Here is a 25,898-nt window from a genome sequence, read left to right as displayed (position 1 = left end):
CAATAATAAACGAAGACATTCCTTTTTAGGGAACAAAACAATTAAAGAATTTGAATTAGATATGTATAACCTTGAACTAGCGGCATAGTCATTCAACTAATTGTCCAGTTTTTTGTTGCAAGTCCAGCTCACGCCTATTTTTTAATATTCGACGAATCCCGAATCACCAATTCCGCATCCATAATTATTTTGTTCAAACTTTGTTTAACAACGGGCAACTCGCTGTATTCCAAAAAGCGCTTGGCGGCCTGTTTTCCAATTTCGGCACTGTGTTGCTCTATGCTCGAAATACTTGGCGTTACCAAAGCAGTGAACGGCTCGTTGCCAAATCCTACCAAAGCCATATCTTCGGGAACTTTTAAATTGTTCTCCTGAAGCAACTGCAAGGCACCCAACGCTGCGTTATCACTGGCGGCATAAACGGCATCTGGTCGATTTTTCAAATTTAGCAGTTGTTCCATCTTTTTACGTCCGTCTTCAAGGGTAAGATTGCACTCAATAAGTAGTTCGTTATCCAAGGGCAGTTCGTATTTTTTTAAGGCATCAATATATCCTTTAATTCGGTTGTTAAAAATACGAGTGTGTCTGTAACCACCAATATGGGCAATACGCTGGCAACCTTGCTCCACCAAATGCTCAACAATCATTTGGCTGCTGTTGTAATCGTTAATACCTATGTAATCAACATTCAAATCGTTTTCACCACGATCGAATAAAATAAGAGGAATGCCCTTCGATTTTATTTTTTCGTAATAATCCAGTTTAATGGTTTCATTGGCCATCGAGGCGATTATGCCGTCCACCTGGGTGAACAGTAAAGTGTCAATATTGTTGCATTCCTTTTTATAAGACTCGTTCGATTGCGTCATGATAATACTGTAGCCCTCTTTATTGAGTACCTCTTCAATATTTTGAATCACCGAAGAGAAAAAATTACTGTTGGTACGGGGTACAATCACTCCCACCAATTTGCTTTTTCCTTTGCGCAGGGCGCTCGCCAAATGGTTGGGCTGATAGTTAAGGTTTTTGGCTACCTGTTTTACCGCCTGTTTTGTTTTTTCGCTAATGCGCGAGTCGTCATGCAGGGCTTTTGAAACCGCGGCAGTAGAAATGTTAAGCACATTAGCAATATCTTTTATGGTAGTTTTCTTTTTGATATGTGATTTTTTTATATATTTGCTTAATCGATTAAGCAAATATAGTGCGATAATTTTTATAATCAAAATTTTAATAACTTTAGTGTTGTAGCGGGTTTTGATTGTTTTTTAAAGCAATTGTTTAATCGTTTAACTAAATTTTAATTTTAAAACTAAATACAATTCAACAAATGAAAAAAGTAGTCACTTTTGGGGAAATTATGCTGCGTTTGGCTCCTCAAGGATTTTTAAGATTTTCGCAAGCTAGCAGTTTTGACGTAGTTTACGGTGGAGGAGAGTCTAACGTTGCCGTTTCTTTGGCCAACTATGGTGTGCCTGTAGATTTTGTAACACGTTTACCAAAAAATGATATTGGTGAGTGTGCCATGATGGAAATGCGTAAAAGAGGTGTTGGAGTAGATAAGATTGTTTGGGGTGGAGACCGTTTAGGGATTTACTTTTTAGAAACAGGTGCCGTATCGAGAGGTTCGAAAGTGGTTTACGATAGAGCACATTCTGCAATGTCTGAAATCAAACCAGGAATGATAGACTGGGATGCTGTTTTTGAAGATGTTGAATGGTTCCACTGGACGGGTATTACGCCAGCTATTTCGCAAGGTGCTGCCGATGCTTGTTTAGAAGCTGTAAAAGCTGCTAGTGCAAAAGGTGTTACTATTTCAACCGATTTGAACTACCGTGCTAAACTATGGAAGTACTGTGACGATGCTCACAGAGAAGCTGTAATGACCGAATTGACCTCTTACTGTGATGTGGTTTTAGGAAACGAAGAGGATGCAGAAATGCACTTCGGCATTAAGCCAGAAGGTATTAGTGTGCAAACTGAAGGGCACAACGTAAAAGCAGAAGCTTTCCTTTCGGTATGTAAGCAAATGATGGAAAAATTCCCAAGAGCCAAAAAAGTAATTACTACGTTAAGAGGTTCTATTTCAGCTTCTCACAACACTTGGGCTGGTGTATTGTACGATGGTGAAAAAATGTACGAAACCCGTCAGTACCAAATTACCGATATTGTTGATAGAGTAGGTGGAGGAGATTCATTTATGGGTGGATTGATCTACGGATTGTTGAAATACCCAGAAGACGACCAAAACGCATTGGATTTTGCTGTGGCAGCCTCTTGTTTAAAACACACTATTAAAGGTGATGCCAACTTGGTAACTGTAGCGGAAGTAGAAAAACTTATGGGTGGCGACGCTTCAGGTCGTGTAGCAAGATAATTATAAAATGTTTAAACGTTTAATTGTTGATTTGTGTAATCAATTCAACGGTTAAACAAATAAACAAATACACATTAAAAAAATGGCACAATTTTCAAGATTAGAAGTGGCACAAGCGATGAGAGACACGGGGATGATTCCTTTGTTTTTCAACAGCGATATAGAATTAAGTAAAAAAGTGTTGAAAGCCTGTTACGATGGTGGCGCACGCTTAATGGAGTTTACAGCCCGTGGCGATTTCGCTCACGAGGTTTTTGGCGAATTAACAAAATACGCCATTAAAGAACTTCCGGGAATGATTATGGGAGTTGGTTCTGTTACCGATGGTGCAGCGGCTTCATTGTACATGGCATTGGGTGCGAACTTTATCGTGACTCCAGTGTTGCGCGAAGACATCGCCATTGCTTGTAACCGTAAAAAAGTATTGTGGTCTCCGGGCTGTGGTACCTTAACAGAAATTGCTAGAGCAGAAGAGTTAGGTTGCGAAATCGTGAAGTTATTCCCAGGCGATATTTATGGCCCTCAGTTTGTAAAAGGTATTAAAGGCCCACAACCATGGACTAGCATTATGCCAACAGGAGGTGTGTCTCCAACCGAAGAAAACTTAAAAGGATGGTTCGATGCTGGAGTAACCTGCGTAGGTATGGGGTCTAAATTAATTTCAAAAGAAATTATTGCCAATAAAGATTACGCAAAATTAGAGCAGGATGTAAAGAATGCTTTAAGTATTGTAAAAAAGGTTAGAGGGTTTTAAGACGATAGCTTCGTTAAAAACTTGTTAAACTTAAAAACCTTCACGGTATTCGTGAAGGTTTTCCTTTTTTTACTCCCTTTAATTTTGCTACATTTGGCATCTGACAAAAAACAAAATAACCAAAAATGAAAATAATGAAATTTTTAAGTTTAGTAGCATTTGCCGCACTAATGGTGTCTTGCAATGGTAAGAATGGAGTAACCAACAAACCTTTAGAAACCGAATTAGATTCTGTGAGCTATGCTATTGGAATGGATGTAGCCAACAATGTGAAAAGAAGTTTTGACGAGTTTGATAACGACTTATTTATCCAAGGGTTTGTTAACGGATCCGATTCTACAAACCTTCAAATTGATGCTGCCAAAGCACAGGGTTTAATTAGAGCATACTTCCAGAAAAAGCAACAAGAAGAAATGGCCAAAAGAAAAGAAGAAGCCGAAAAAAGTAAGGCTGAAGGCGAAAAATTCTTAGCTGAGAACAAAGAAAAAGATGGTGTGAAAACTACTGAAAGTGGATTGCAATACATCGTTTTAAAAGAAGGAACTGGTGCGCAACCAACTACCGATTCTAAAGTAAAAGTACACTACCACGGTACGTTGTTAGACGGTACTGTGTTCGATAGCTCGGTAGATAGAGGTGAGCCAACAGAGTTTGGTGTAACCCAAGTGATTAAAGGATGGACCGAAGGTTTACAATTAATGAAGGAAGGTGCTAAGTACAAATTTTTCATTCCAGGCAATTTGGCCTATGGTTTAAACCCTCCACCAGGAGAGATTAAGCCTAACTCGACATTAATTTTTGATGTTGAATTATTAGAGGTAAAGTAAAAAAACTCTTTTATAAAATAGATAAAAAGCAGAAAGGTAACCTTTCTGCTTTTTTTGTTTCCTTAATTTTAGCAGACTATCCTTTTCAAATCGTAAATTTGCAGCAACAAAAACATTATAAATGAGCCATAAAGCAGGTTTTGTAAATATTATCGGAAATCCGAATGTGGGGAAATCCACCTTGATGAATGCCTTCGTGGGCGAAAAACTTTCCATTATCACATCCAAAGCGCAAACCACGCGCCATCGTATTTTGGGTATTGTGAATGGTGACGATTTTCAGGTGGTGTTAAGCGATACCCCCGGAATTATAAAGCCAGCCTACGAACTGCAGGAGTCGATGATGGATTTTGTAAAATCGGCTTTTGAAGATGCCGATGTGCTACTTTATATGGTCGAAATTGGTGAAAAGAAATTAAAAGACGAAGCCTTTTTCAATAAGATTACAAATTCGAAAATTCCTGTTTTGCTGCTGCTCAATAAAATAGATAAGTCCAATCAAGAGCAATTGGAGGAGCAGGTGCAGCTTTGGGCAGAAAAAGTGCCCAATGCCGAAATTTTTCCTATTTCCGCTTTAGAAGGCTTCAATGTAAAGGAAGTGTTCAACCGGATTATCGATTTGCTTCCAGAGTCGCCGCCATTCTATCCCAAAGACCAACTGACCGATAAACCCGAGCGTTTTTTCATCAATGAAACCATCCGTGAAAAAATTCTACTTCATTATAAAAAGGAAATCCCTTATGCCGTTGAGGTGGAAACCGAAGAGTTTCTAGAAGAGGAAAACATCATCCGGGTGCGTTCGGTGATTATGGTAGAGCGAGACACCCAAAAAGGTATTATTATTGGGCATAAAGGCAGTGCCTTAAAAAGAGTGGGCGTGGAAGCCAGAAAAGATTTGGAAACCTTTTTCGGAAAACAAATCCACATTGAAATCTACGTAAAAGTGAACAAAAACTGGCGCAGCAACCAAAACCAACTCAAGCGTTTTGGTTATAATAATAGGTAATCGACATTATTGTGTTTTTGTTGAAATTCGTCAATTCGAGTGAATTTTTCGATTGAAATGAGAAAAATATGTATCGAGAATTAGAATTTTATAAACCAAGAAATTGCACTCCCAATAACTATCGCCAATAATTTTTTGAGCCTCGCTTTAGTATTTTAAATAGAAGTTTTAAACTTCAAAACCTAACGCTAACTTATTGGTTAAGTAACAATTACTTAATGTAGTTGTTCAATATTTGCAGCAGTCAAAAATTTGTTTTATTGCATTTGAGTTAGTTAGTTTTAAAAGCTTTAGTTGAGCCATCTTCTTCTTTCAATTAAGGCTTTTTTTTGTGTCTAAAACCGAATACATAAAATCGTTTAGGGCTACCATGTCCTTTTTGCTGGATGCTTTTCCGATACTGCCGGCAAAATAAAGTCCAATCCAAACCACCACCATTAAAAACATCACGCTCAATTGAATGGCGTAGCTTTGTTTTAGCAACCAATTGCTATAGGCCCAAATTCCGAAGGCAATAAATATGATGGCTACAATAAAATGAAGAAACATAAAAAGGGTCCAGACCGTTGGGTTGGGGCCAAAAAGCCCGCGGATTAAACAAGAATCTTTGGTGGTTTCGTCAATTTCCAAATGTAATTGTGGCGACCAAAAATGCTGTTTTTCCTTCGGGAATTTTATAAAAATATGCTGGTCAACACGGCTTATAATAAATTCCGACTGTGTTTTTTTTGCATTTTCAAAGTCGCTCAAAACCGAAGTTTGGTTTTGAGGTATTTTAAGTTTAAAGCGAGGCCTTAAAATAACGTCGTTGGATAAAGGCATGGGTTTAGTTGTTGGTACTGTAAATTACTATTTTTTATTGGAATGCGAATGATTTATTATTTATCAAAAACGAAAAGGGCGTTAGTATATTTGCTATTTTTGCAAAAATTTTTAGGTTAGGGTTTCTTAAAGAACCTTTTTCAGATTAAATAGTAATTATGGGCAATATCGTAGCAATAGTAGGAAGACCTAACGTGGGCAAATCCACTTTTTTTAACCGTTTAATCCAACGTAGGGAAGCTATTGTTGATGCCGTAAGTGGTGTTACAAGAGACAGGCATTATGGAAAGGCCGACTGGAACGGTAAGGAGTTTTCATTAATCGATACGGGCGGTTACGTAATTGGTAGCGACGATATTTTTGAAGCTGAAATCGATAAGCAGGTAGAATTGGCCATTGATGAAGCTGATGCCATCATTTTTATGGTCGATGTAGAAACGGGAGTTACCGGAATGGACGAAGATGTGGCCAAATTACTCCGCAAAGTAAAAAAGCCTGTGTTTTTGGTGGTGAATAAAGTCGATAATGCTAAACGTGCCGAAGATGCCGTAGAGTTTTATTCGCTGGGCTTGGGCGATTATTTTACCGTGGCCAGTATAAACGGTAGTGGAACGGGAGATTTACTCGATGCTATTGTAGAGGCTTTACCCGAAAAGGAAGAAATTATTGAAGAAGAATTGCCTCGGTTTGCAGTGGTGGGGCGACCCAATGCGGGAAAATCATCGTTCATTAATGCTTTAATTGGTGAAGACCGATATATTGTTACCGATATTGCTGGTACTACCCGCGATGCTATCGATACTAAGTACAACCGTTTTGGATTTGAATTCAATTTGGTCGATACGGCTGGAATAAGAAGAAAATCGAAGGTAAAGGAAGATTTGGAATTTTATTCCGTGATGCGCAGTATCCGTGCCATCGAGTATGCCGATGTATGTTTGTTGGTACTCGATGCCAATAGAGGTTTTGACGGACAGGTGCAAAACATTTTCTGGTTGGCCGAACGCAACAGAAAAGGCATTGTGGTTTTGGTAAACAAATGGGATTTGGTGGAGAAAGACCATAAATCTATGAAAGAATACGAAAAAGCCATTAAAAAACAAATGGAGCCCTTTACCGATGTGCCCGTTGTCTTTATCTCGGCATTGACCAAACAGCGCATTTTTAAAGCTATTGAAACCGCGGTTGAAGTTTATAAAAACCGAACCAAAAAAATAAAGACCAGCAAGCTTAACGAGGTGTTGCTTCCTATTATTGAAAATTATCCGCCACCAGCTTATAAAGGCAAATTCGTTAAGATTAAATACATTATGCAACTGCCCACACCGCAACCGCAGTTCGCATTTTTCTGCAACCTGCCGCAGTATATAAAAGACCCGTACAAACGCTATCTGGAAAATAAGCTTCGGGAACATTTTGGTTTCCACGGGGTGCCTATTAGTGTTTATATGCGGAAAAAATAAGGGTTTACCTAAAAACATCCATTATTCATAGGTAACTTAAAGGCAGATTGATTATTTTTAGGACTACTAAACTAATTCAATTTATGAGCCAAATTATAACCTTTGGAGAGGTGCTGATGCGCCTGTCGCCATTTGGAAACAAGAAATTCATTCAAGCCAATACTTTAGAATTTTATTTCGGAGGAACGGAAGTGAACGTGGGGTTGTCCATTGCCCATTTAGGAGGGAAAGTAAAGCATATTACCGCTATTTCAGACGATTTTATTGGCGATACCGCCATTGCTCACCTCAATAAGTTCGATATGGATACGTCGGCTATCGTACGTTCCAACCGGCCACTTGGTGTATATTTTTTGGAAGTTGGTGCTGTAATGCGTCCCAGTTCCATTTCGTATAACCGCTCGCATTCGGCATTTTCTCAAATTGAACCCAGCATGGTCGATTGGGAAAAAGCCCTCCACAAAGGCCATTGGTTCCATTGGACGGGTATTACTCCGGCCTTAACCCAAGGGGCGTTCGATACTTTAAAGGCAGGGTTAAAGCTGGCCAAAGAAAAGGGTATGCAGGTTTCGGCCGATCCCACGTACCGTAGTGGTTTATGGAAATATGGCGTTGAAGCCAAAGACGCACTTACGGAATTGTTGCATTGTTCTACCGTTTTTATTGGGGGAGTCAACGAAATAAACGAAGTTTTGGGTACAGATTACGGCTATACCAACGAAGAATTTATTGAGGCCAGTAAAAAGCTTATGGAAGCTTTCCCAACTATCAATAAAGTATTCGATAAAATAAGGACTTCCATTAACGCGTCATGGCATAAAATAAGGGCGAGAATGTGGAACGGCACAGAGTTTCGTGAAACACAAGATTTTGAAATCACCCATATTGTAGACAGAATCGGTACAGGTGATGCCTTTGCTGCTGGACTCATTTACGGACTTCAGCATTACGACGATTTTAAATCGATGCAGTTTGCCAGTGCCGCTTGCGCATTAAAGCATACCTATGCCGGCGATGTTAACTACGCTACTACCGACGAGGTACAGCGTATTTTAGATGGTAACGTTACCGGGAGGTTTAATAGGTAGGATTCCCTCCTTGAGGAGGGTTAGGGAGGTGTTTTTGAATTCACTTTTAATCACTTTTTTGAATAAACAAACAAAACTATTGGGGTATAACTGATCGAAAGAAATAATGAATACAAAAAAAGTAACTATAAACGGATTTGACTTAGAAGTCCAAAAAGAAACTGCTGATTTATTCGAACACTTCTCTAAATTTTCTAATAGCGTTATAAAACCTGAGATATTTTCAGAATTAATTGTAAAGGTCTTTAATCTAACTTACCTTAAGGATTTAGGTTCATATTACAATAATGAAAAGATTGGGAGGTCAAGTTGGACTCAACATACGGCTAATACCTTTTTGAGAGCTTGCCAATTGGTTAATTTAGCTTGTGATTTTGAAGTTGAAAACAGGCATGATGGAGCAGTTAGAGATTATGATGATAATGTATATCTTTGCGCAGAATGGGAATTTGATACTAGGACAATTTTTAATCCAACAGGAGAAATTAATAAGTTAGCTAAAACTTGCGATAAGTATAAAAATTGTGATGCATTATTGTTTACGTATTCTATTGATTCTAGTTACACAGCATTTTGTGAGAATGTTTTTCAATTGTGGAATAAACAGTTAAAAAAGACAAAGAAAGATTTTGTCCTTTACCTAGTTACTGCATTAATGAGAAAGGATGAGTTAGAAAATAAGAGATTTGTTTATGGATTGAGAACAGTTGTTATTGGAAGACAATTAATTGAAATATGGGAAGATGAGCACTTATGAAGTAGTTTAGTGAGCACGGACATGGTTTAATGTAAAATTTCTCTTTTCACATTAATTAGTAGTATGGCTAATCTACCACCCCCCAGAAGCACCACCGCCACCAAAGCCGCCCCCACCGAAACCGCCGCCAAAGCCTCCGCCTCCGGAAGACCAGCCACCACCGCCAGAGCTACCGCCCCAACCCGATGAACCACGGCGGTAACTGCCGCGCCCCATGTTGCTTAAAATAATGGCTTCGAGTAAATCCTGTCCCGCCGAACGGTGCCCGCGATTTCCTCCACCACCGCCACGTCGGTTTTTGGAAATGGAAATGAGGATGACAATAAATATAAAAATGAATATGATGACCATCCCCGGCGGAATTCCATTTCGGTTGTTAGTTGGGCGAGTGCCTTTGTATTCACCATTTAAAACCTCAAAAATAGCATCGGCACCACGGTTCAGTCCGCCGTAATAATCCCCTTTTTTGAAGTACGGAATAATGTCGCGTTCAATAATACGCTTCGATAGCGCATCGGTGAGTAAGTGTTCAATGCCGTAGCCCGTGTTTATGGCAATTCGTCGGTCGTTTCGTGCCAATAAAATTAAAATTCCGTTGTCTTCCTTAGCTTGGCCGATGCCCCATTCCTGTCCCCATTGGGCGCCTAAAAAATTAATATTTTCACCTTCGGTGGAAGGAATGATAGCCACTACAATTTGTGTGGAAGTGGTGTCGGAATACTTAACGAGTTTGCGCTCTAAACTGCTTTTTTCAGCGGAGGATAACAGGTTGGCATAATCGTAAACACTGGTTTGGAATTTCGGTTTTTCAGGAATGTCGAATTGAGCAAAAGAAAAGTTTAAAAACAAAAAACCGAAAAAAAAGGAGAGCACGAGCCTTTTCTGTATGTTGCCAAGTGACTGGCAACTGCCTACCGAAAACTGCAAATTAAAAACTGAATATTGCATACTGAAAACTATCCTTTTGATATATCGTTGGGGAGTTCGTTGATATCTGAATCTTGATACGGGAAATATTTTTTAAGTTGTTCGCCCGATTTTAAAATACCATCAATCAAGCCTTGCTTAAAATGGCCTTTTTTAAAGTGCGATTGAATAATGTTTTTTGTGCTTTCCCAAAAATCGTTTCCTACCACTTTGTTGATGCCTTCGTCGCCGTAAATTACGAAGTGTTTATCGTCAACCGCCACATAGATCAAAACGCCGTTTTTCAGTTGGGTGTTGTCCATTTTTAGCATGTGGAACACTTCCAAAACCCGATGGGTGGCATCGCCATTATCGGTTTTTTCAATGTGTACGCGTATTTCGCCAGATGTATTTAACTCGGCCAACCTAATGGCTTCAACAATATCCTGTTCGTCTTCAGGAGTTAAAAAATCTTCAATGGTAGACATGTTAAAAAGGCACGTTTTAAGGTTTCAATATTAAAAATCGAAGTTTACATCGGGAGCTTTTTCGCTTCCGGCTTCCGATCTAAAATAGCTCATGTCTTCAAAATTTAAAATTCCTGCCAAAATAGAATTCGGAAAGGTTTTTATGTGTTTGTTATAAGGTTCAACCGCTTCATTAAAACGGTCTCTGGCTACATTGATGCGGTTTTCGGTGCCTTCTAACTGACTTTGAAGTTCTAAGAAATTTTGATTGGCCTTTAATTCTGGGTAGCGTTCAACAGTAACCAAGAGACTTTTAAGTGCACCTGAAAGGCCTCCTTGAACTTCGTTGAATTTGGCCAATTGCTCTGGGGTGATATTGGTAGGGTCTATATTTACCGAGGTGGCTTTTGCACGGGCTTCAATAACGGCTTGAAGCGTCCCCTTTTCAAAATCGGCCGCACCTTGCACTGTTTTAACTAAATTTCCTATTAAATCGTTTCTGCGTTGGTAAGTGCTTTCTACATTGGCCCATGTTTTTGTGGCAGATTCTTTAAGGGTAATGGCGGTATTGTTAAATCCTTTTGCCCAAGAATAGATTCCGAATACAACAATGGCAGCAATAATCCAAGGTAAAAATTTCTTCATGATGTTGTTGAGTTTAAAATGTTTTGTGGTTTTAGTTGTGAGACACTTTTTTTAGCGAAAAGTTACGATTTAAGGCATGTTTTTTTGAATAAAAATTAGAGATGCTCTTTAATTTTTAATAATTGGCTTTTTATGTCTTCCAGTTTACTGATGATTTCAAAATTACTCAGGGCTTGTTTCTTCTCTTCCTTTAAGTGGGTTTTTGCACCTTCTAAAGTAAAGCCACGTTCTTTTACCAAATGGTAGATGAACTTTAGGTTTTTTATGTCCTCGGGTGTAAACTTTCGGTTGCCTTTAGCGTTTTTTTTAGGTTTGAGCACATCGAACTCCTTTTCCCAAAAACGAATAAGCGAGGTGTTAACGCCAAAGGCTTTGGCCACTTCGCCAATGCTATAATACCGTTTTTCTGGTAGGTCTATGTGCATATTAGTCTAAAGATTGGTTTTCAAGCGAGGCGCGCTCTAAAAGTTCGTTAAATTCTTCGGCCGTTAAACTGCCGTAATAGAAATTAATAGGGTTAATGCGCTGTCCGTCTTTAAAAATTTCATAGTGTAAATGTGGTGCTTGCGATCGGCCTGTACTGCCCACAAAACCAATTAAATCGCCCCGTTTTACTTTTTGGTTTCTTCGTACATTGTATTTGTAAAGGTGCGCGTAGAGGCTAACGTAACCATAGCCGTGGTCTATTCTTATGTGTTTTCCGTAGCCAGAAGAATTACTGTCGGCACGCGCTACAACGCCATCGCCACTAGCATAAATTGGGGTGCCACGAGGTGCGGTAAAATCCATGCCCCAGTGCATTTTTCTAACTTTGGTAAAGGGATCCGATCGCATACCGAAACCAGATGCCATTCGGGTTAAGTCTTCGTTGCTAACGGGTTGTATGGCGGGGATGGCAGCCAACAATTCCTCCTTTTCTTCAGCAAGTTTGGCAATTTCATCCAAAGATTTCGATTGTACCACAATTTGTTTCTGTAGCACATCCAATCGCTTATTACTTTCAACAATCAATTTCGAATTATCGAAGCCTTCCAGGTTTTTGTAACGGTTAATTCCTCCAAAACCCGCACGGCGTTGCTCCTCGGGAATGGGATTGGCCTCAAAATACACCCGATAAATATTATTGTCCCTTTCGGCAATATTGGCTAAAACCGTTTCGGCCTGCTCCATCTTTTTGTTCAGCAGTTCAAATTGCAATTTCATGTTTTCCAATTCGCGCGTTAAAGCACGTTCTTTGGGCGATGAAATGTATTGGCTGGCAATAAAAATAAAGATAAAGGCAAAAAATCCAGAAGATAGAATAAAAAGTGATGCGTACTTAAAAGTGGTTCTTTTTTTACGCTCAATCTTTCGGTACGAAAGCGATTCTGGATCGTAGTAATATTTTACCTTACTCATTTCTTAAATTATACTATTTTTGCGCTTTATAAACTTTAGTTGCAAAGTGCAAATTTTGTAAAAACGAACGAACCAATAAAATATTATAATAAAATTTGGTTTGGTTGCTCTAAAATTAGGAAGAGTAAAGATAAAAATTGTTTCGCAATTAAAGCCCAATAACAGGAAAAGAGAATATTTTATACATGAAATCTCAAGACATAAGATCTAAGTTTTTAAGTTTTTTTGAAGATAAAAAGCACAGCATTGTTCCGTCGGCCCCTATGGTGTTGAAAAACGACCCCACGTTAATGTTTGTAAATGCGGGGATGGTGCCGTTCAAGGAATATTTTTTGGGTAACGCCACACCAAAAAGTCCCCGTGTAACCGATACCCAAAAATGCCTTCGTGTTTCAGGAAAGCATAACGATTTAGACGAGGTGGGTTACGATACCTATCACCACACCCTTTTCGAGATGCTGGGTAACTGGAGTTTTGGCGATTACTTTAAAAAGGAAGCCATTGCCTGGTCTTGGGAACTACTTACCGAAGTATTCGGTATCGATAAAGATATATTGTACGTTACCGTTTTTGAAGGGAGCGAGGAGGATGGTTTGGATATGGATATCGAGGCTTACGACCTTTGGAAGCAGCACATTCCCGAAGACCGTATTTTAAAAGGAAACAAAAAAGATAATTTCTGGGAAATGGGCGACCAAGGCCCATGTGGCCCCTGCAGTGAAATACATGTGGACATTCGTTCTGCAGAAGAAAAAGCTAAAGTACCTGGCAAGGATTTGGTAAACCAAGACCACCCGCAAGTGGTGGAAATCTGGAATTTGGTATTCATACAATTCAACCGAAAAGCTAATGGCAGCCTTGAAACCTTGCCGAACAAACACATCGATACCGGAATGGGCTTCGAGCGTTTGTGCATGGTGCTTCAAGGGGTGCAATCCAACTACGATACTGATGTGTTTACACCGCTTATCCGCGAGATTGAAACCATTACCAATAAAAAATACGGGCAGGATAAAATGACCGATGTAGCCATTCGTGTTATTTCCGATCACGTTCGTGCCGTAGCCTTCTCGATTGCCGATGGGCAGTTACCAAGCAGCACTGGTGCGGGTTATGTTATCCGAAGAATTTTGCGTCGTGCCGTGCGATACGGTTTCACATTTTTGGATAAAAAAGAACCGTTCATTTACCGCTTGGTAGATGTGCTTAGCGAAAAAATGGGGCACGCTTTCCCTGAAATAAAAACGCAAAAAACATTGGTTGAAAACGTAATAAAGGAAGAAGAGCAATCTTTTTTACGCACTTTAGATCAAGGTTTGGTGCTGTTAAACCGAATTGTAGAGGAGACTAAAGGTGATACCGTTTCGGGGGAAAAAGCTTTCGAACTTTATGATACTTACGGGTTCCCGATTGATTTAACGGGGTTGATTCTTTCGGAAAAAGGATTGAAACTGGACGAAAAAGGGTTCAATGAAGAACTTCAAAAACAAAAGGAGCGTTCGAGAGCTGCCAGTGAAGTGAATGCCGATGATTGGGTGATTGTAAAGGAAGATGCCGAAACCGAATTTGTGGGTTACGATACACTTGAAACCAATGTGAAAATTACCCGATACCGTAAAGTCAGCACCAAAAAAGAAGGCGATATGTACCAATTGGTCTTCAATATTACGCCGTTTTACCCCGAAGGTGGTGGTCAAGTAGGCGATAAAGGTTATTTGGAAGATGCCCACGGCGATGTGGTTTATATCGTCGACACCAAAAAGGAAAACAATTTAATTATTCATTTTGCAAAGAATTTACCGGCACATATCAACGAATCGTTTAAGGCTGTGGTCGATTCAACCCACAGAACGTTAACCGAAAGCAACCATACTGCAACGCATTTATTGCATCAGGCTTTAAGGGAAGTTTTGGGTAGTCATGTTGAGCAAAAGGGAAGTGCCGTAAACGCCGATTATTTACGTTTCGACTTTTCACATTTTTCAAAATTAACACCAGAGGAATTACAGGAGGTTGAAGATTTTGTAAACCGAAGAATTGAAGGCAAATTGCCTTTGGAAGAAAAGCGCAATACCCGTAAAGAAGAGGCTATTGCTGATGGTGCGATGAGTTTGTTCGGAGAAAAATATGGTGATACCGTGCGTTCGGTACGTTTCGGGAAATCCATCGAACTTTGTGGTGGTACACATGTAAAAAACACGGGCGATATTTGGCATTTTAAAATTGTTTCAGAAGGTGCAGTTGCAGCAGGAATCCGTCGTATTGAGGCCATTACCAACCAAGCCACAAAGAATTACTATTTTGAAAACAATCAGGCTTTTATTGAAATGAAAGCGTTACTAAATAACGCCAAAGAACCTGTAAAAGCACTTACCAGTTTACAAGAAGAAAACAATGCGCTTAAAAAGCAAATTGAAGCCCTGTTAAAAGATAAAGCCAAAAACATAAAAAGCGAACTGAAAAACGAACTGCAGGAAGTTAATGGCGTTCAGTTTTTAGCTAAAAAATTAGATCTGGATGCTGGCGGACTGAAAGATGTGGCATTTGAATTAGGAGGAGAAGAAAACAATTTATTTTTGCTTTTGGCGACTGAACAAAACGGAAAAGCCTTGTTATCATGCTACATTTCGAAAGAATTGGTCGCCGATAAAGGATTGAATGCTGGTCAAGTAGTACGCGAGTTGGGCAAATTCATTCAAGGCGGAGGCGGCGGACAACCGTTTTTTGCTACTGCAGGAGGTAAGAACCCAGCCGGGATTGACCAAGCCTTGAAAGAAGCCGGCGAAATGATTAAGGCGGTTTAAGAATATTTTATTTGAAATATAAAAAAGTTACTGAGGCATGGTTCATTCAACAACTCAGTAACTTTTTTTGTTTCTGAATTGTAGTTTCTGGATACTTTGTAATTTTGAAAAATGAAACTCCAAACGCAAATATCATTAAAAAAGCAATCTGAAAATCTAATAGATTACCACTCAAACGTAGTGTTGTTGGGGTCGTGTTTTTCTGATAATATTGGGGCAAAGCTGGATTACTTCAAATTTAAAAATCTTCAAAATCCGTTTGGGGTTTTGTTTCAGCCTAAAGCGATTGAAAATTTAGTGGAGAGGGCTCTAAATGAAAAAACATTTTCAAAAGACGATGTGCTTTTTCATAACGAGCAATGGCATTGTTTTGACGTTCATTCGAAGTTAAGTTCGGTTTCAAAAGAAGCCTTGTTGGAAAATTTGAATCGAGCATTAAAATCGACACGCCAACACCTCCTCGAAGCGTCACATATTATCATTACATTTGGCACGGCTTGGGTTTATCGGTTTATGGAGAACGATAACATAGTTGCTAACTGCCATAAAGTGCCTCAGAAACAGTTTAAAAAAGAATTATTGTCGGTGGAAGATATTTCAGCGTCACTCAAAACTATTTCAGCTTCCATTAAACAGGCAAACCCTAAAGCGCCCATCATTTTTACGGTATCGCCCGTGCGACATTTAAAAGATGGTTTTGTTGAAAATACACAAAGCAAAGCACATTTAATTTCGGCTATTCATCAGCTTTTATCAAGTAAAGGTGCGCCGAGTCTTTCAACTCCACTCAAGACAAACTGCTCCGAAGCGTATTTTCCGTCATATGAAATTATGATGGACGAATTGCGCGATTATCGATTTTACGAAGCCGATATGGTGCATCCCAATACCACGGCTATCGAGTATATTTGGGAACGTTTCAAAGACGTTTGGGTAGCTCCTGAAACCCTGAAAATTATGGATGAAGTAGAGGTCATTCAAAAAGGACTTCGGCATAAACCGTTCAATCCGAATTCCAAAGCACATCTTGAATTTCTTCAAAAGTTGGAAACTAAAAAAGAAGGCATCCGTAGAAAATTTCCACACATTAAATTTTAGTACTCTTATTTCTGGGTTAGCCTAAATCTGCAACCGTAAATCAAAATATACGTAATTCATCGTATTGATTGCCCTTGTTTAAAATTTCAATTTTGTTGGACTATTAACCAATAAAATATTCAACAATGAGAAATTTAAAACAAATCATGTTATTCGTAATGGTGGGGTCGCTCTTAACCTTTAATTCATGCTCGTCGAGCGATGATGGTGGTGATGGTGGAAGTGCACCTGGAGGAACTTTAGTCGCAAAAGTAAACGGGACAGCTTACCAATCTTTAGAAATTTCGTCGCGAGCTACGGTGGCCAATAATGGCAACAACCTAATAATCATTGCTACAAATAGTGATGGTAACGCGTTTATGATGAGCGTTTTTGGTTATGAGGGCGCTGGCAAAACCTATGAGTTTGATGGCGCTTCATTAGGTGTTTTCAATACGGCTTCGTATTCAGAAACCGATGTTAACCTAAGCAACCCAACAGCTTCTACTACCGAAATTTGGCAAGCGCCTTTTGCAGATGCCGTTGCGGGTTCGGTATCCATTTCAGAGGAAACAGACACAAACATTAAAGGCACTTTTTCTTTTGAGTGCAAAAATGTAAATGGTGATGGTTCGGTAAAAACCATTTCAGAAGGCTCTTTCAACTTAAAAAAGACTACCGAGTAAATAGTTATGGGCCGTTCCTAGCATGGAATGGCTCGTTTTTTTAATTGCAAAAATTATCAACAATGAGACAGTTTAAAATAAATACAGTACTGATGGCCATATTGTTTATGGTAAATTCAGTTAAAGCACAAAAAATAGATGCTCCCGAAAATACTTATGATTTAGGAGCGAGTATTAATCAAATGACGTTAACGGTTGCGGGTACTTTAGTAGTGGCTACCAACGATGGTTTGGTAGGTATAAAACCAGATACCAACCAACTATTATTCAATTTTACAGACTACGGAAAAGTAAAACCTGAGGAGTTAAACTTCGTGCCCATGTCGCCCTACGTTATGGTTGGCCAAACCGGATTTGCAAATTTATCGTCTAAAAAAGCGGTAATTGACCACATTTCAGGAAAAGTACTTTTTACCACAGAATCTAAAGGTTGGAAAAATGTATTTACCTGCGATGTTATGATGCCGCAGAACAAATTAGTGGTGAGTGGTTTTCAAAAAGGCGGCGGAAAAGCCGAAAACGTTACGCCTAAAGTTGGTGTTTACGATTTGGCAACGGGGAATTTGGATTATGAATTCTTTTTAACAAAACCGGGCAAAGTAACCATGAAATATTTTGCGGTTACCGGTACGCCAATGCTTTTAAAGGATAAATTACTAATACCAACGTCGCAAGGTATTATAGCGAAATCTAAAACGGGGGAAACACTTTGGGAAAACAAAGTGAAAAACGTCAATTGGATGACTTGCAATGACAGTGAAACCGATATTTATGCTTTTGAAGCCACAGCCAACGGAAAAAATACCAGAATTTACAAATTGGATGGCAACGGTACAGAAGTTTGGAAAGAAGAGCGCAAAGTAAAAGGTAACGTTACTAATTTTGAAATTTTACCACAAGGTTTGGCTGTTGTGAGCGATGTTGCTGGTGGTAGCGGTGCATTGGGAGCAAAAGCAGAATCTAAAATCACCATGTTCAGTGCAGCCACTGGAGACGACCTTTGGGAAAAGGCCCCAAAAACAAAAGGTTATGTACAGCATTTCTATGTTCAGGATGACGGTATTTTGTTTGGTATTTACAGCGGCGGAATCAATAAAATTTCTTTTGATGGCAATACTTTGTTTAAAAAGCCTTTAAAAACAGGAGAGAATATTATGCTAATGGCAGAAACTCCGCAAGGATTGATTTACATCACCAGTGAAGATGCCAATATTGTAGATTTAAAAACCGGTGAGCAAGTGTGGAGCAAACCTTTAAAATATAAAAGAGCCGTCTCGGTAGCCTCGACTTTTGATGAAAAAAACAATCGTTATTTAATTGCCGCCGATGGTAAAATAATGGCCATTGATGCCAATTCTGGTGATGTTAGTGATTTTGCTAAATGCAATTTTAGCGAAAAGGAATACCCCAATATTATGGAAATGAGAAATGCAGGTGTTTTTCTGTCGTCAGATCAAAATATGACTTTGATTGATTTTGATGGGGATGAGAATTACCATGCATACTACAAATCACCAGGAAGAAGCACCTTTGGTAAAATTGTAGGTGGGGCGTTGGCCGTAGCTTCCACGGCTATGACTATGGCCATGAGTGCTAAGGCAGGTGCCAACCGAAGCGCATTTGGGAGTATTAACGACCTAGATAGCTATAACGAAACTGGTAAACAAGCCAAGCGTGCCGCCGATATGTTTGCGGGAATTGCAAGTGCCTCATTCGATTATTTGTCTACTAGATTTAGAGCTACAGCGGCAACAGAAAATGCCCAATTTATTCTAACAAATTTAGAGGGCGGTGCAGGTCTTGTTAAAGTGGATAAGGATTCTGGTAAAATAGAAAAGGAGATTATGCTAAAAGATAAAAAACCAGAATATGAAGTGGATGAACTTGGTGGTTATTTATTTTATAAATCAGACGACAAGACGATTATGTCTTATAACCTTAAAAGTTAAATCTTGTTGTTGAGATTTTTTTATGGATTAAGTGTGGTATTAAAAATTACTGCGCTTAATCTTTTTTTGGTAACGTTTTGTCGATTTTTTAACTAAGGTTTAACATATTAGGCTAAATTTATTATGCTATTAATCAGTTCATATCAAAAGGCACCAATTTTTCAACATGGTAAGACATTTGAAGATTGGTGTTTTTTCGTCTATACCATCAGAGGGGCAAACGTGTTTAAATTTTAGGTATGGCGGTAGATTTTTTTAGCATAACAATTTTACTAATACTGCTTAGCTTGGTAGTTTATACTTTAAAAGTGTATTTTAACACCATAAGGATAAAAAGTGAAGGGCTTAAAAAGCGGTTAGATTTGCAAAAACAGGTTGCGATAGAAAACCAGAAAAGTATGTTGAATATGGAAAAATTAACTTTGGCCGATAACTTACACGAATCCCTTTTTAAAAATCTTTTTTACATTACGAGACAGATACTTTTGTTGCAAAAACTGATTATGGATAGTAACAATTAAAAATAATGCAAAAAAGTACGCTCTCAATTTTAATGCTATTAGTTGGTTTCTTTGGTTTTTCCCAAAACTTCAAACAGCTGATAGAAACTTCAAAAGTAAACCTATCTAAAGAAAATAGTACAGCAGCAAAAGCTAAACTTACTGCAGATTTGGCTTGGTACTATTGCTATGTAAATGTGGATTCGGCGTTGGTTTACGGCGAAAAATCCTTGGGTTTTTCAAAACAAACAAAGAACGACACGTTGGTTGGTCAGTCATTAAACGATTTAAGTACGGTACATTTTGTAAGGGGCAATTACCCAACAGCCATTGATTATGCCAGGAAAAGTCTAGTTTATAGAAAAAAGTTGAAAGACACTGCGGGTATAGCAAGCCTTTATAATAAAATGGGGAACAATTTTAATAAAACAAATGTTTTAGATAGCACTATTTATTATTATTTAAAGGCACGAGATTATTACTATAAAGTCAACGACTCATTCAGTTCGGTAAAAATTGAATCGAATATTGCGGCCACTTATTATTTGTCGGGTAATCATAAAAAGGCGCTGGAATATCTAATTCCCAGTATACTTTATTTTCAGAGTAAAAATTTAAAGCGAGAGCTTTCCAATTCCTATATTACCAAAGGCAATATTTTCCTGTCGAAGAACGATACTTTGGTTGCCATCGATGCCTATAAACAAGCGGCTAAACAAGCAGAGGAAAGTAAGAATTATGTGGGGTGGGCTTCGGCATTGAACAATTTAAGTACAATTTATAACGGCCTAAATAGCATTGAAGAAAGTACCAACTACATAAAAAAGGCTATCGAAATTCGGGAATCTATTGGTGCTTTGGGTGATTTGGAAAGTGCAAAACTTACCTTGGCTATTAATAATTTTACCTTGGGAAATATAAAGGAATCTAAAGAAGAATTGCTCAAAATAAAATCACATTTCATTAAAACCGATGCTAATGAAAAGTTACAAAACCTTTATGAAACTTTGATGCTGATTTATGCAGTTGAAAACAAAAGGGATAGTTTAAATTTCTATTCAAAACAGTATAAACAGACCCTTAATACTAATCTGAGTGAAAGCAATTTAAAATATAGCCAAGAAATTGAAGCCAAATACGAAACCGAAAAAAAAGAAAATGAAATTCTTGAACAAAAAGCAACTATAGCAGAAAACAACCTAAGAATTAATAAGAAAAATACGCAGTTAACAGGCTTGGCGGTGCTGGTTGTGGTGTTGACGTTATTGGGGTATTTGTTGTTCAAACAGCAAAAATTAAAAAACGAACAGTTAAAGAAAGAAAGTCAGCTGAAGGAGGCACTGGTAAAAATAGAAACACAAAACAAACTTCAGGAACAGCGATTAAGAATTTCAAGGGATTTGCACGATAATATTGGGGCGCAGCTCACCTTTATCATTTCATCTATCGAAAATTTGCAGTTCGGTTTTAAAATTACCAACGAAAAACTTACCGATAAACTTTTGGGCATTAGCAATTTTACCAAAGAAACCATTTCAGAATTGCGTGACACCATTTGGGCGATGAATAAAAATGCAATTTCGTTAGAAGATTTACAATCTCGTATTTCAAACTTTATCGATAAAGCCAAGTTGTCTTCCAGCGGGATTCAATTTGAATTCATGATGGATGAATCCATTAAAAAGGATATTGAATTCAATTCAGTTAGGGGTATGAATATTTATAGAATTATTCAGGAAGCCGTCAACAACGCCCTGAAATATGCAGATGCTACGGCAATTGCGGTAAATGTAAAGCATGAGGGCTCAAAACTACAATTTAAGGTAACCGATAATGGCAAAGGTTTCGAAAAAGAAAGCGCAAAATCTGGTAACGGGTTGAACAACATGAAAAAGCGTGCCGATGAAATCGATGCCCATTTTGAAATAGAAAGCAAACCCGGCAATGGAACCGTATTAACCTTGGTTTGTTAAAAATAAATACAATGAAAATAAAAATAGCCATAGCCGACGATAACAGCTTTTTAATAAACATGGTGGCAGAAAAGCTATCGTTTTTTGATGATTTGGATTTCAAATTTTCGGCAATGAACGGCGCCGATTTGCTTAAGAAATTGGAAGACAACCATAATATCGATGTGGTACTTATGGATATAGAAATGCCAATTTTAAATGGTATTGAAGCTACTGAGAAGATAAAACAGAGATATCCGCATATAAAAATAATTATGCTCACGGTTTTCGATAACGACGAGAATATTTTCAATGCGATAAAAGCTGGGGCCGATGGTTACTTACTTAAAGAGGTTAACGCTAAAGACTTGCATGCCGGTATATTGGAAACCTTAAATGGCGGCGCTGCCATGAACCCGTCCATAGCCTTAAAAACCCTAAAGCTGTTAAGAAATCCAATTAATTTAAACAATGTTTCAAAGGAAGGCGATATCAAATTAACGGCAAGGGAAGTAGAAGTGTTAGAGCAACTAAGCAAAGGTTTGAGCTATAGCTTAATAGCCGATAATCTTATTCTTTCGGTGGGCACAGTGCGAAAACACATTGAAAATATTTATAAAAAACTACAAGTACATAATAAGTTGGAAGCTGTGCAAAAAGCCAAAAAAAACAACTGGATTTAAAGATTGCTTAACCGCAAATTAATATAGCTGTTCGGGAATTATTTTAATTTTGAACCGTACAGAAAAAGAAAAAAAGTTAGTTTTTACATTAGTTAGACTTCTTACGTCGAAGGAAACTAATGTTTTTTTGTTTTAAATCTAACATGAAATGGGCGGTCAAGCTTTGATATTAGCAAAGGCTGAAGCTACAATCTGTTTTTTAAACCAATCCAGCCACCGCCGTTAGTGGCTTTTATATTGTTCAGGTTTAAAAACTTAGCTGCTTTTGCTGCCCTAACGCCACTTTCGCAGCAAACAATAACGGGTTTATTCAGGCGTTTTATTTCGTCAACTTTATCGGTAAGATTATCCAAGGGTACATGTAGGGCTTCATCAATATGTCCGTTGTCCCATTCTTTTTGGCTCCTTACATCCAAAATAACCGCGCCCTGTTCTAAATACTGCTTTACGTGTCTTTTTTTGGTACCAAAAATAAAATCTAAAAATCCCATAAATTACGTTTTTTTAAAGTTACCCAAATAATATTAGAATATGAAATTTGTATCTTTCAACCTTTAATTCGTTGCTTATAAATATGGAAAATCCTTATGTTACTTTAATCGTTAAAAATCAGGTAGGCTATATTGAATTTTTTCATCCCAACCGAAATTCTATGCCCAGTGAAATTCTAAATGAACTTCAGAAAACCATAGTAGAAGCAGGCAACGACGATAAAATAAAAGTCATCGTTTTAAAAAGTGGAGGCAACCGAACCTTTTGTGCAGGCGCAAGTTTTAATGAATTAATAGCCATTGAAGAAGCCGAAACAGGGAAACAGTTTTTTATGGGGTTTGCCAAAGTAATCAATGCCATGCGCAATTGCCCTAAATTGATTGTTGGTCGAGTACAAGGAAAAGCTGTTGGTGGCGGGGTAGGTTTGGCCGCGGCAACCGATTATTGTTTGGCCACCAAATATGCGTCCATAAAGTTAAGCGAATTAAGTATTGGCATTGGTCCGTTTGTAATCGAGCCGGCAGTGTCTCGAAAGATAGGAGCTACTGCTATGTCGCAAATGACGATTAATGCCGAAACGTTTTATGCTGCGGAATATGCAAAAGAAAAAGGACTTTTCGCTGAAGTATTCGAAACCACAGAAGAGTTGGATGAAGCCGTAAAAAGTCTTGCTGAAAAATTAGCGAGTTATAATCCGGAAGCATTAAAAGAAATGAAAACCGTTTTTTGGAAAAACACATGCCATTGGGAGGAGTTGCTACCCGAGCGCGCCGAAATTAGTGGCCGATTGGTACTAAGCAAATTCACCAAAAAGACTTTAAAGCGGTTTAGGTAGTATTTGAAAAACAAAATTTGGATGGAAGTGAGATTCTGAAACTAGTTCAGAATGACGAAACATCTTGCTTATTTTGAATAATATCCAGCCCATCGTCAATTAAATGCCCCACTTCGGGTCGATTTTGTTTTATGTTTCCCAAATGATTTGAAATTCTTTTACAAAGCTGTTTTTCGTTTCCGGCAAAAGCCAATTCGTAAAGTTCAACAGGTAGTAACCAGTCGTTGGGGTGTTTTTCAATGAGTTGTTCCAACACTTTTGTTCTTGAAATGGTTTGGCTTTTTCCTTCCCTAAAATCCCTTACTTGCTGGTATAGACTTTCGAGAGCCATTCGTTCTTTCGATTTTTCTATCTGAATGGTTTCAGAGGTAGGCTTATGGGTGATTAAATCAAAGCTATTGTAATCGGCAGGTCCAGAAAAAGCTGAAACGATATCTTTGCCAACGGCCATGTCGTAAATGCCCCATTCGGGTTTAAATAATAGTCTGTCGTGGTGTTTAACCGTGCAGTTTTTAAAACTGATGAGTATGATTTTGCCCTGAAGATTGCGCTTTCCAGTAATGATTTCGCCCGAAACAGTGATGCCGCCTTCAAATTCGAGGGATACCGTTTTTTCTTCGTATATATTGTACGCGCTCAAGTCTCTGGGACTCATGTCTTCAATGGCCAAATTGATGCCCTTTAGTTTCCCCACGGGCAATCCGAATCCTTTTTTATGGGTTTCTGTGCCGTGACCCACTAATTCTTTTTCGCGATAGGCTAATGCCGTTGGGCCTGTGGTTTGCAAATAAATAGGTTGATTGTCGTGTTCAATAACTTCTGTGAATTTACCCGAAATTTGCAATCCTGTGCTCAATTCTATTGTGCCCAAAGCACCCGAGGCAATGAGTTTGTTTACACCCGTAAGTCCGCCTTTTCTCAAAGCCATGGTATTGGCAAACTCTTCCAATACCAAGCTTAGGTGTGCAAAATCGGGTGTTACGAACAGCTGTGGTTGTGGTTTGGTAATATCAAAACCTTGATAGGCGGCTTCAATGGTATAAGGCTGTTTTTTAACTTCGTCGGTCAGGCACCAAGAACTTTCGCCAATGGAAGAGAGCAGTCCGGCGCCGTAAATTTTTGGGTTTTCAATCGTACCAATGAGTCCGTATTCCACCGTCCACCAATGTAAATTCCGTATCAGTGCCATTTCACTCGGTTCGCCCATGTTTTTTTGAAGCTCTTCCACTTTTTTTTCCGCGGAAGCGATATCCGATTTTTTGGTCCCAGGGGCTTCTTTTATTATGGATAAATACCTCACGGCCTCGTAAAGTTCATAATCTTTGGCCGATGAAATCGCTTTGCAGCCAATTTCGCCAAAACGACGTAAGTATTCGGCATATTCGGGGTTGGCGATAATGGGCGCGTGGCCGGCACCTTCGTGAATAATGTCGGGAGCTGGGGTATATTCAATGTGTTCTAATTGTCGGATATCGCTAGCAATCACAAGTACATTATAGGCTTGAAATTCCATAAAGGCATTGGGAGGAATAAACCCATCAACGGCTACGGCTGCCCAGCCAATATCTTTTAAAATGCGGTTCATACCGTACATATTCGGGATATGGTCTATATAAATGCCCGTTTGTTTCAACCCCTCAACATACGATTTATGCGCCACCCGACTTAAAAAATCCACGTTTTTGCGCATGACATATCGCCAAACCGCTTGATCTATGGCCGAATATTGCTCATAGTTTTGTGGTTTCATAAACTGTTTTAAATGCTCGGGCAAACGGTTTAAAATAGGATTGGGCTCTATGTTTTTGGACATGAGTGAAATTTCTTTAGTGAACAACTATAAAAATACGAAATATTCAGTAAATTGAGGTTTTTAATGGTTTGATTGAATTATTATGATTAAAAAGGAGAATTTTGTTCCGCAACTTCAATAGATAACTAATATTAAAAACCATATTATGTATAACTACAAAGCAAAAATTATTGATGTTTATGATGGCGATACCGTAACGGCCATGGTAGATTTGGGGTTTCTTCACTTTCAGGAAATGAAACTTCGTTTGTACGGTATTGATACGCCCGAATTGAGAGGTGAAGAAAGGGAAGAGGGCCTAAAAGTGCGTGATATTTTAAGGGAAATGGTGTTGGATAAGGATGTAACCATTCGTTCTTATAAGGATAAACAAGGGAAATACGGTAGGTATTTGGCCAATATTGTTTTAGAGGATGGTTTGGATGTTAACCAGTGGCTGGTTGACAACGGGCATGCTAAACCTTATTTGATATAAAAGAGGCTGTCTGAAAAGGCAGTCTCTTTTTTATGCTCTAATTTCTAGTAAATTCTTAAATTTAAGAATGAGCAGAAAAGTAGTTTTTAAGACTTACAATCAAGACCAGCTAAGTCTTTTACCTC

Annotated in this window: 24 protein-coding genes; 15 read left to right on the top strand and 9 right to left on the bottom strand. The window is 38.6% G+C overall.

The genetic code is table 11. The annotated features are described in order from the left end of the window. Positions 1-134 precede the first annotated feature (134 nt). Positions 135-1,196 carry a LacI family DNA-binding transcriptional regulator gene (locus HC176_RS15050; RefSeq protein WP_167919737.1) on the bottom strand — a complete coding sequence of 354 codons (1,062 nt, stop codon included), beginning with the start codon at positions 1,194-1,196 and terminating at the stop codon, positions 135-137. A gap of 131 nt (positions 1,197-1,327) precedes the next feature. Between HC176_RS15050 and HC176_RS15045 the strand changes: the two genes are divergently transcribed. From HC176_RS15045 to era, 4 genes are all read left to right on the top strand, one after another. Next, a complete protein-coding gene (locus HC176_RS15045) occupies positions 1,328-2,374 on the top strand; it encodes a sugar kinase (protein ID WP_167919735.1) in 1,047 nt (348 codons plus the stop codon). Positions 2,375-2,456: 82 nt separating this feature from the next. Further along, complete coding sequence (locus HC176_RS15040; protein ID WP_167919734.1) at positions 2,457-3,128, top strand: bifunctional 4-hydroxy-2-oxoglutarate aldolase/2-dehydro-3-deoxy-phosphogluconate aldolase; 672 nt, start codon at positions 2,457-2,459, stop codon at positions 3,126-3,128. A 134-nt stretch (positions 3,129-3,262) separates the two neighbouring features. Next, complete coding sequence (gene bamJ / locus HC176_RS15035; RefSeq protein ID WP_245234912.1) at positions 3,263-3,955, top strand: BamJ family beta-barrel-assembly machinery protein; 693 nt, start codon at positions 3,263-3,265, stop codon at positions 3,953-3,955. Between the two features lie 121 nt (positions 3,956-4,076). Then, positions 4,077-4,961: a GTPase Era gene (era, locus tag HC176_RS15030; protein ID WP_167919732.1), complete on the top strand. Its 885-nt coding sequence runs from the start codon at positions 4,077-4,079 to the stop codon at positions 4,959-4,961. A gap of 312 nt (positions 4,962-5,273) precedes the next feature. On the opposite strand, the gene HC176_RS15025 is transcribed toward era, so the two are convergent. After that, entirely contained in the window at positions 5,274-5,783 is a 510-nt protein-coding gene (locus HC176_RS15025; protein ID WP_167919731.1) for a GTP-binding protein, read from the bottom strand. A 158-nt stretch (positions 5,784-5,941) separates the two neighbouring features. On the opposite strand from HC176_RS15025, the gene der reads away from it, so the two are divergent. From der to HC176_RS15010, 3 genes are all read left to right on the top strand, one after another. Next, a complete protein-coding gene (gene der, locus HC176_RS15020; protein ID WP_167919730.1) occupies positions 5,942-7,246 on the top strand; it encodes a ribosome biogenesis GTPase Der in 1,305 nt (434 codons plus the stop codon). 83 nt (positions 7,247-7,329) lie between these two features. Continuing rightward, entirely contained in the window at positions 7,330-8,334 is a 1,005-nt protein-coding gene (locus tag HC176_RS15015; RefSeq protein ID WP_167919729.1) for a sugar kinase, read from the top strand. 106 nt (positions 8,335-8,440) lie between these two features. Then, positions 8,441-9,091, top strand: coding sequence for a hypothetical protein (locus HC176_RS15010; protein ID WP_167919728.1), 651 nt, complete (start codon positions 8,441-8,443; stop codon positions 9,089-9,091). Between the two features lie 72 nt (positions 9,092-9,163). On the opposite strand, the gene HC176_RS15005 is transcribed toward HC176_RS15010, so the two are convergent. The 5 genes from HC176_RS15005 to HC176_RS14985 all read right to left on the bottom strand — a co-directional run bounded on the left by HC176_RS15005 (position 9,164) and on the right by HC176_RS14985 (position 12,507). Then, positions 9,164-10,039 (bottom strand): TPM domain-containing protein, encoded by an 876-nt coding sequence (locus tag HC176_RS15005; RefSeq protein ID WP_167919727.1) that lies wholly within the window; start codon positions 10,037-10,039, stop codon positions 9,164-9,166. Between the two features lie 8 nt (positions 10,040-10,047). Then, the gene (locus tag HC176_RS15000) at positions 10,048-10,485 is read right to left on the bottom strand and encodes a TPM domain-containing protein (protein WP_167919726.1); all 438 of its coding nucleotides are present in this window, start codon (positions 10,483-10,485) and stop codon (positions 10,048-10,050) included. A gap of 30 nt (positions 10,486-10,515) precedes the next feature. Beyond that, positions 10,516-11,109: a LemA family protein gene (locus HC176_RS14995; RefSeq protein WP_167919725.1), complete on the bottom strand. Its 594-nt coding sequence runs from the start codon at positions 11,107-11,109 to the stop codon at positions 10,516-10,518. Positions 11,110-11,204: 95 nt separating this feature from the next. Next, complete coding sequence (locus tag HC176_RS14990) at positions 11,205-11,534, bottom strand: MerR family transcriptional regulator (RefSeq protein WP_167919723.1); 330 nt, start codon at positions 11,532-11,534, stop codon at positions 11,205-11,207. A 1-nt stretch (position 11,535) separates the two neighbouring features. Beyond that, positions 11,536-12,507 carry a M23 family metallopeptidase gene (locus HC176_RS14985; protein WP_167919721.1) on the bottom strand — a complete coding sequence of 324 codons (972 nt, stop codon included), beginning with the start codon at positions 12,505-12,507 and terminating at the stop codon, positions 11,536-11,538. A 185-nt stretch (positions 12,508-12,692) separates the two neighbouring features. Here HC176_RS14985 and alaS point away from each other — a divergent pair, with 185 nt between their 5' ends. The 6 genes from alaS to HC176_RS14955 all read left to right on the top strand — a co-directional run bounded on the left by alaS (position 12,693) and on the right by HC176_RS14955 (position 22,158). After that, on the top strand, positions 12,693-15,311 hold the full coding sequence (gene alaS / locus HC176_RS14980) for an alanine--tRNA ligase (RefSeq protein WP_167919719.1): 2,619 nt from the start codon (positions 12,693-12,695) through the stop codon (positions 15,309-15,311). A 111-nt stretch (positions 15,312-15,422) separates the two neighbouring features. Next, positions 15,423-16,409 (top strand): GSCFA domain-containing protein, encoded by a 987-nt coding sequence (locus HC176_RS14975; RefSeq protein WP_167919717.1) that lies wholly within the window; start codon positions 15,423-15,425, stop codon positions 16,407-16,409. Positions 16,410-16,534: 125 nt separating this feature from the next. Continuing rightward, on the top strand, positions 16,535-17,074 hold the full coding sequence (locus HC176_RS14970) for a DUF6252 domain-containing protein (protein WP_167919716.1): 540 nt from the start codon (positions 16,535-16,537) through the stop codon (positions 17,072-17,074). A gap of 62 nt (positions 17,075-17,136) precedes the next feature. Beyond that, positions 17,137-19,023 carry an outer membrane protein assembly factor BamB family protein gene (locus tag HC176_RS14965; RefSeq protein ID WP_167919714.1) on the top strand — a complete coding sequence of 629 codons (1,887 nt, stop codon included), beginning with the start codon at positions 17,137-17,139 and terminating at the stop codon, positions 19,021-19,023. A 526-nt stretch (positions 19,024-19,549) separates the two neighbouring features. Next, entirely contained in the window at positions 19,550-21,496 is a 1,947-nt protein-coding gene (locus tag HC176_RS14960) for a tetratricopeptide repeat-containing sensor histidine kinase (RefSeq protein ID WP_167919712.1), read from the top strand. A gap of 11 nt (positions 21,497-21,507) precedes the next feature. Further along, positions 21,508-22,158: a response regulator gene (locus HC176_RS14955; protein WP_167919710.1), complete on the top strand. Its 651-nt coding sequence runs from the start codon at positions 21,508-21,510 to the stop codon at positions 22,156-22,158. 185 nt (positions 22,159-22,343) lie between these two features. On the opposite strand, the gene HC176_RS14950 is transcribed toward HC176_RS14955, so the two are convergent. Further along, the gene (locus HC176_RS14950) at positions 22,344-22,649 is read right to left on the bottom strand and encodes a rhodanese-like domain-containing protein (RefSeq protein ID WP_167919708.1); all 306 of its coding nucleotides are present in this window, start codon (positions 22,647-22,649) and stop codon (positions 22,344-22,346) included. Between the two features lie 83 nt (positions 22,650-22,732). Here HC176_RS14950 and HC176_RS14945 point away from each other — a divergent pair, with 83 nt between their 5' ends. After that, a complete protein-coding gene (locus HC176_RS14945; protein WP_167919707.1) occupies positions 22,733-23,485 on the top strand; it encodes an enoyl-CoA hydratase/isomerase family protein in 753 nt (250 codons plus the stop codon). Positions 23,486-23,531: 46 nt separating this feature from the next. Here the strand turns inward: HC176_RS14945 and HC176_RS14940 are convergent, their stop codons facing one another. Beyond that, positions 23,532-25,298, bottom strand: a complete 1,767-nt coding sequence (locus HC176_RS14940; protein ID WP_167919706.1) for an aromatic amino acid hydroxylase — start codon at positions 25,296-25,298, stop codon at positions 23,532-23,534. 145 nt (positions 25,299-25,443) lie between these two features. On the opposite strand from HC176_RS14940, the gene HC176_RS14935 reads away from it, so the two are divergent. After that, a complete protein-coding gene (locus HC176_RS14935) occupies positions 25,444-25,773 on the top strand; it encodes a thermonuclease family protein (RefSeq protein WP_209309728.1) in 330 nt (109 codons plus the stop codon). Positions 25,774-25,898 lie beyond the last annotated feature (125 nt).

The sequence above is a fragment of the Tamlana crocina genome (assembly GCF_012037625.1).
Note: the sequence above shows the minus strand (reverse complement) of the source record. Positions and strands in the feature narration are given on the sequence as shown.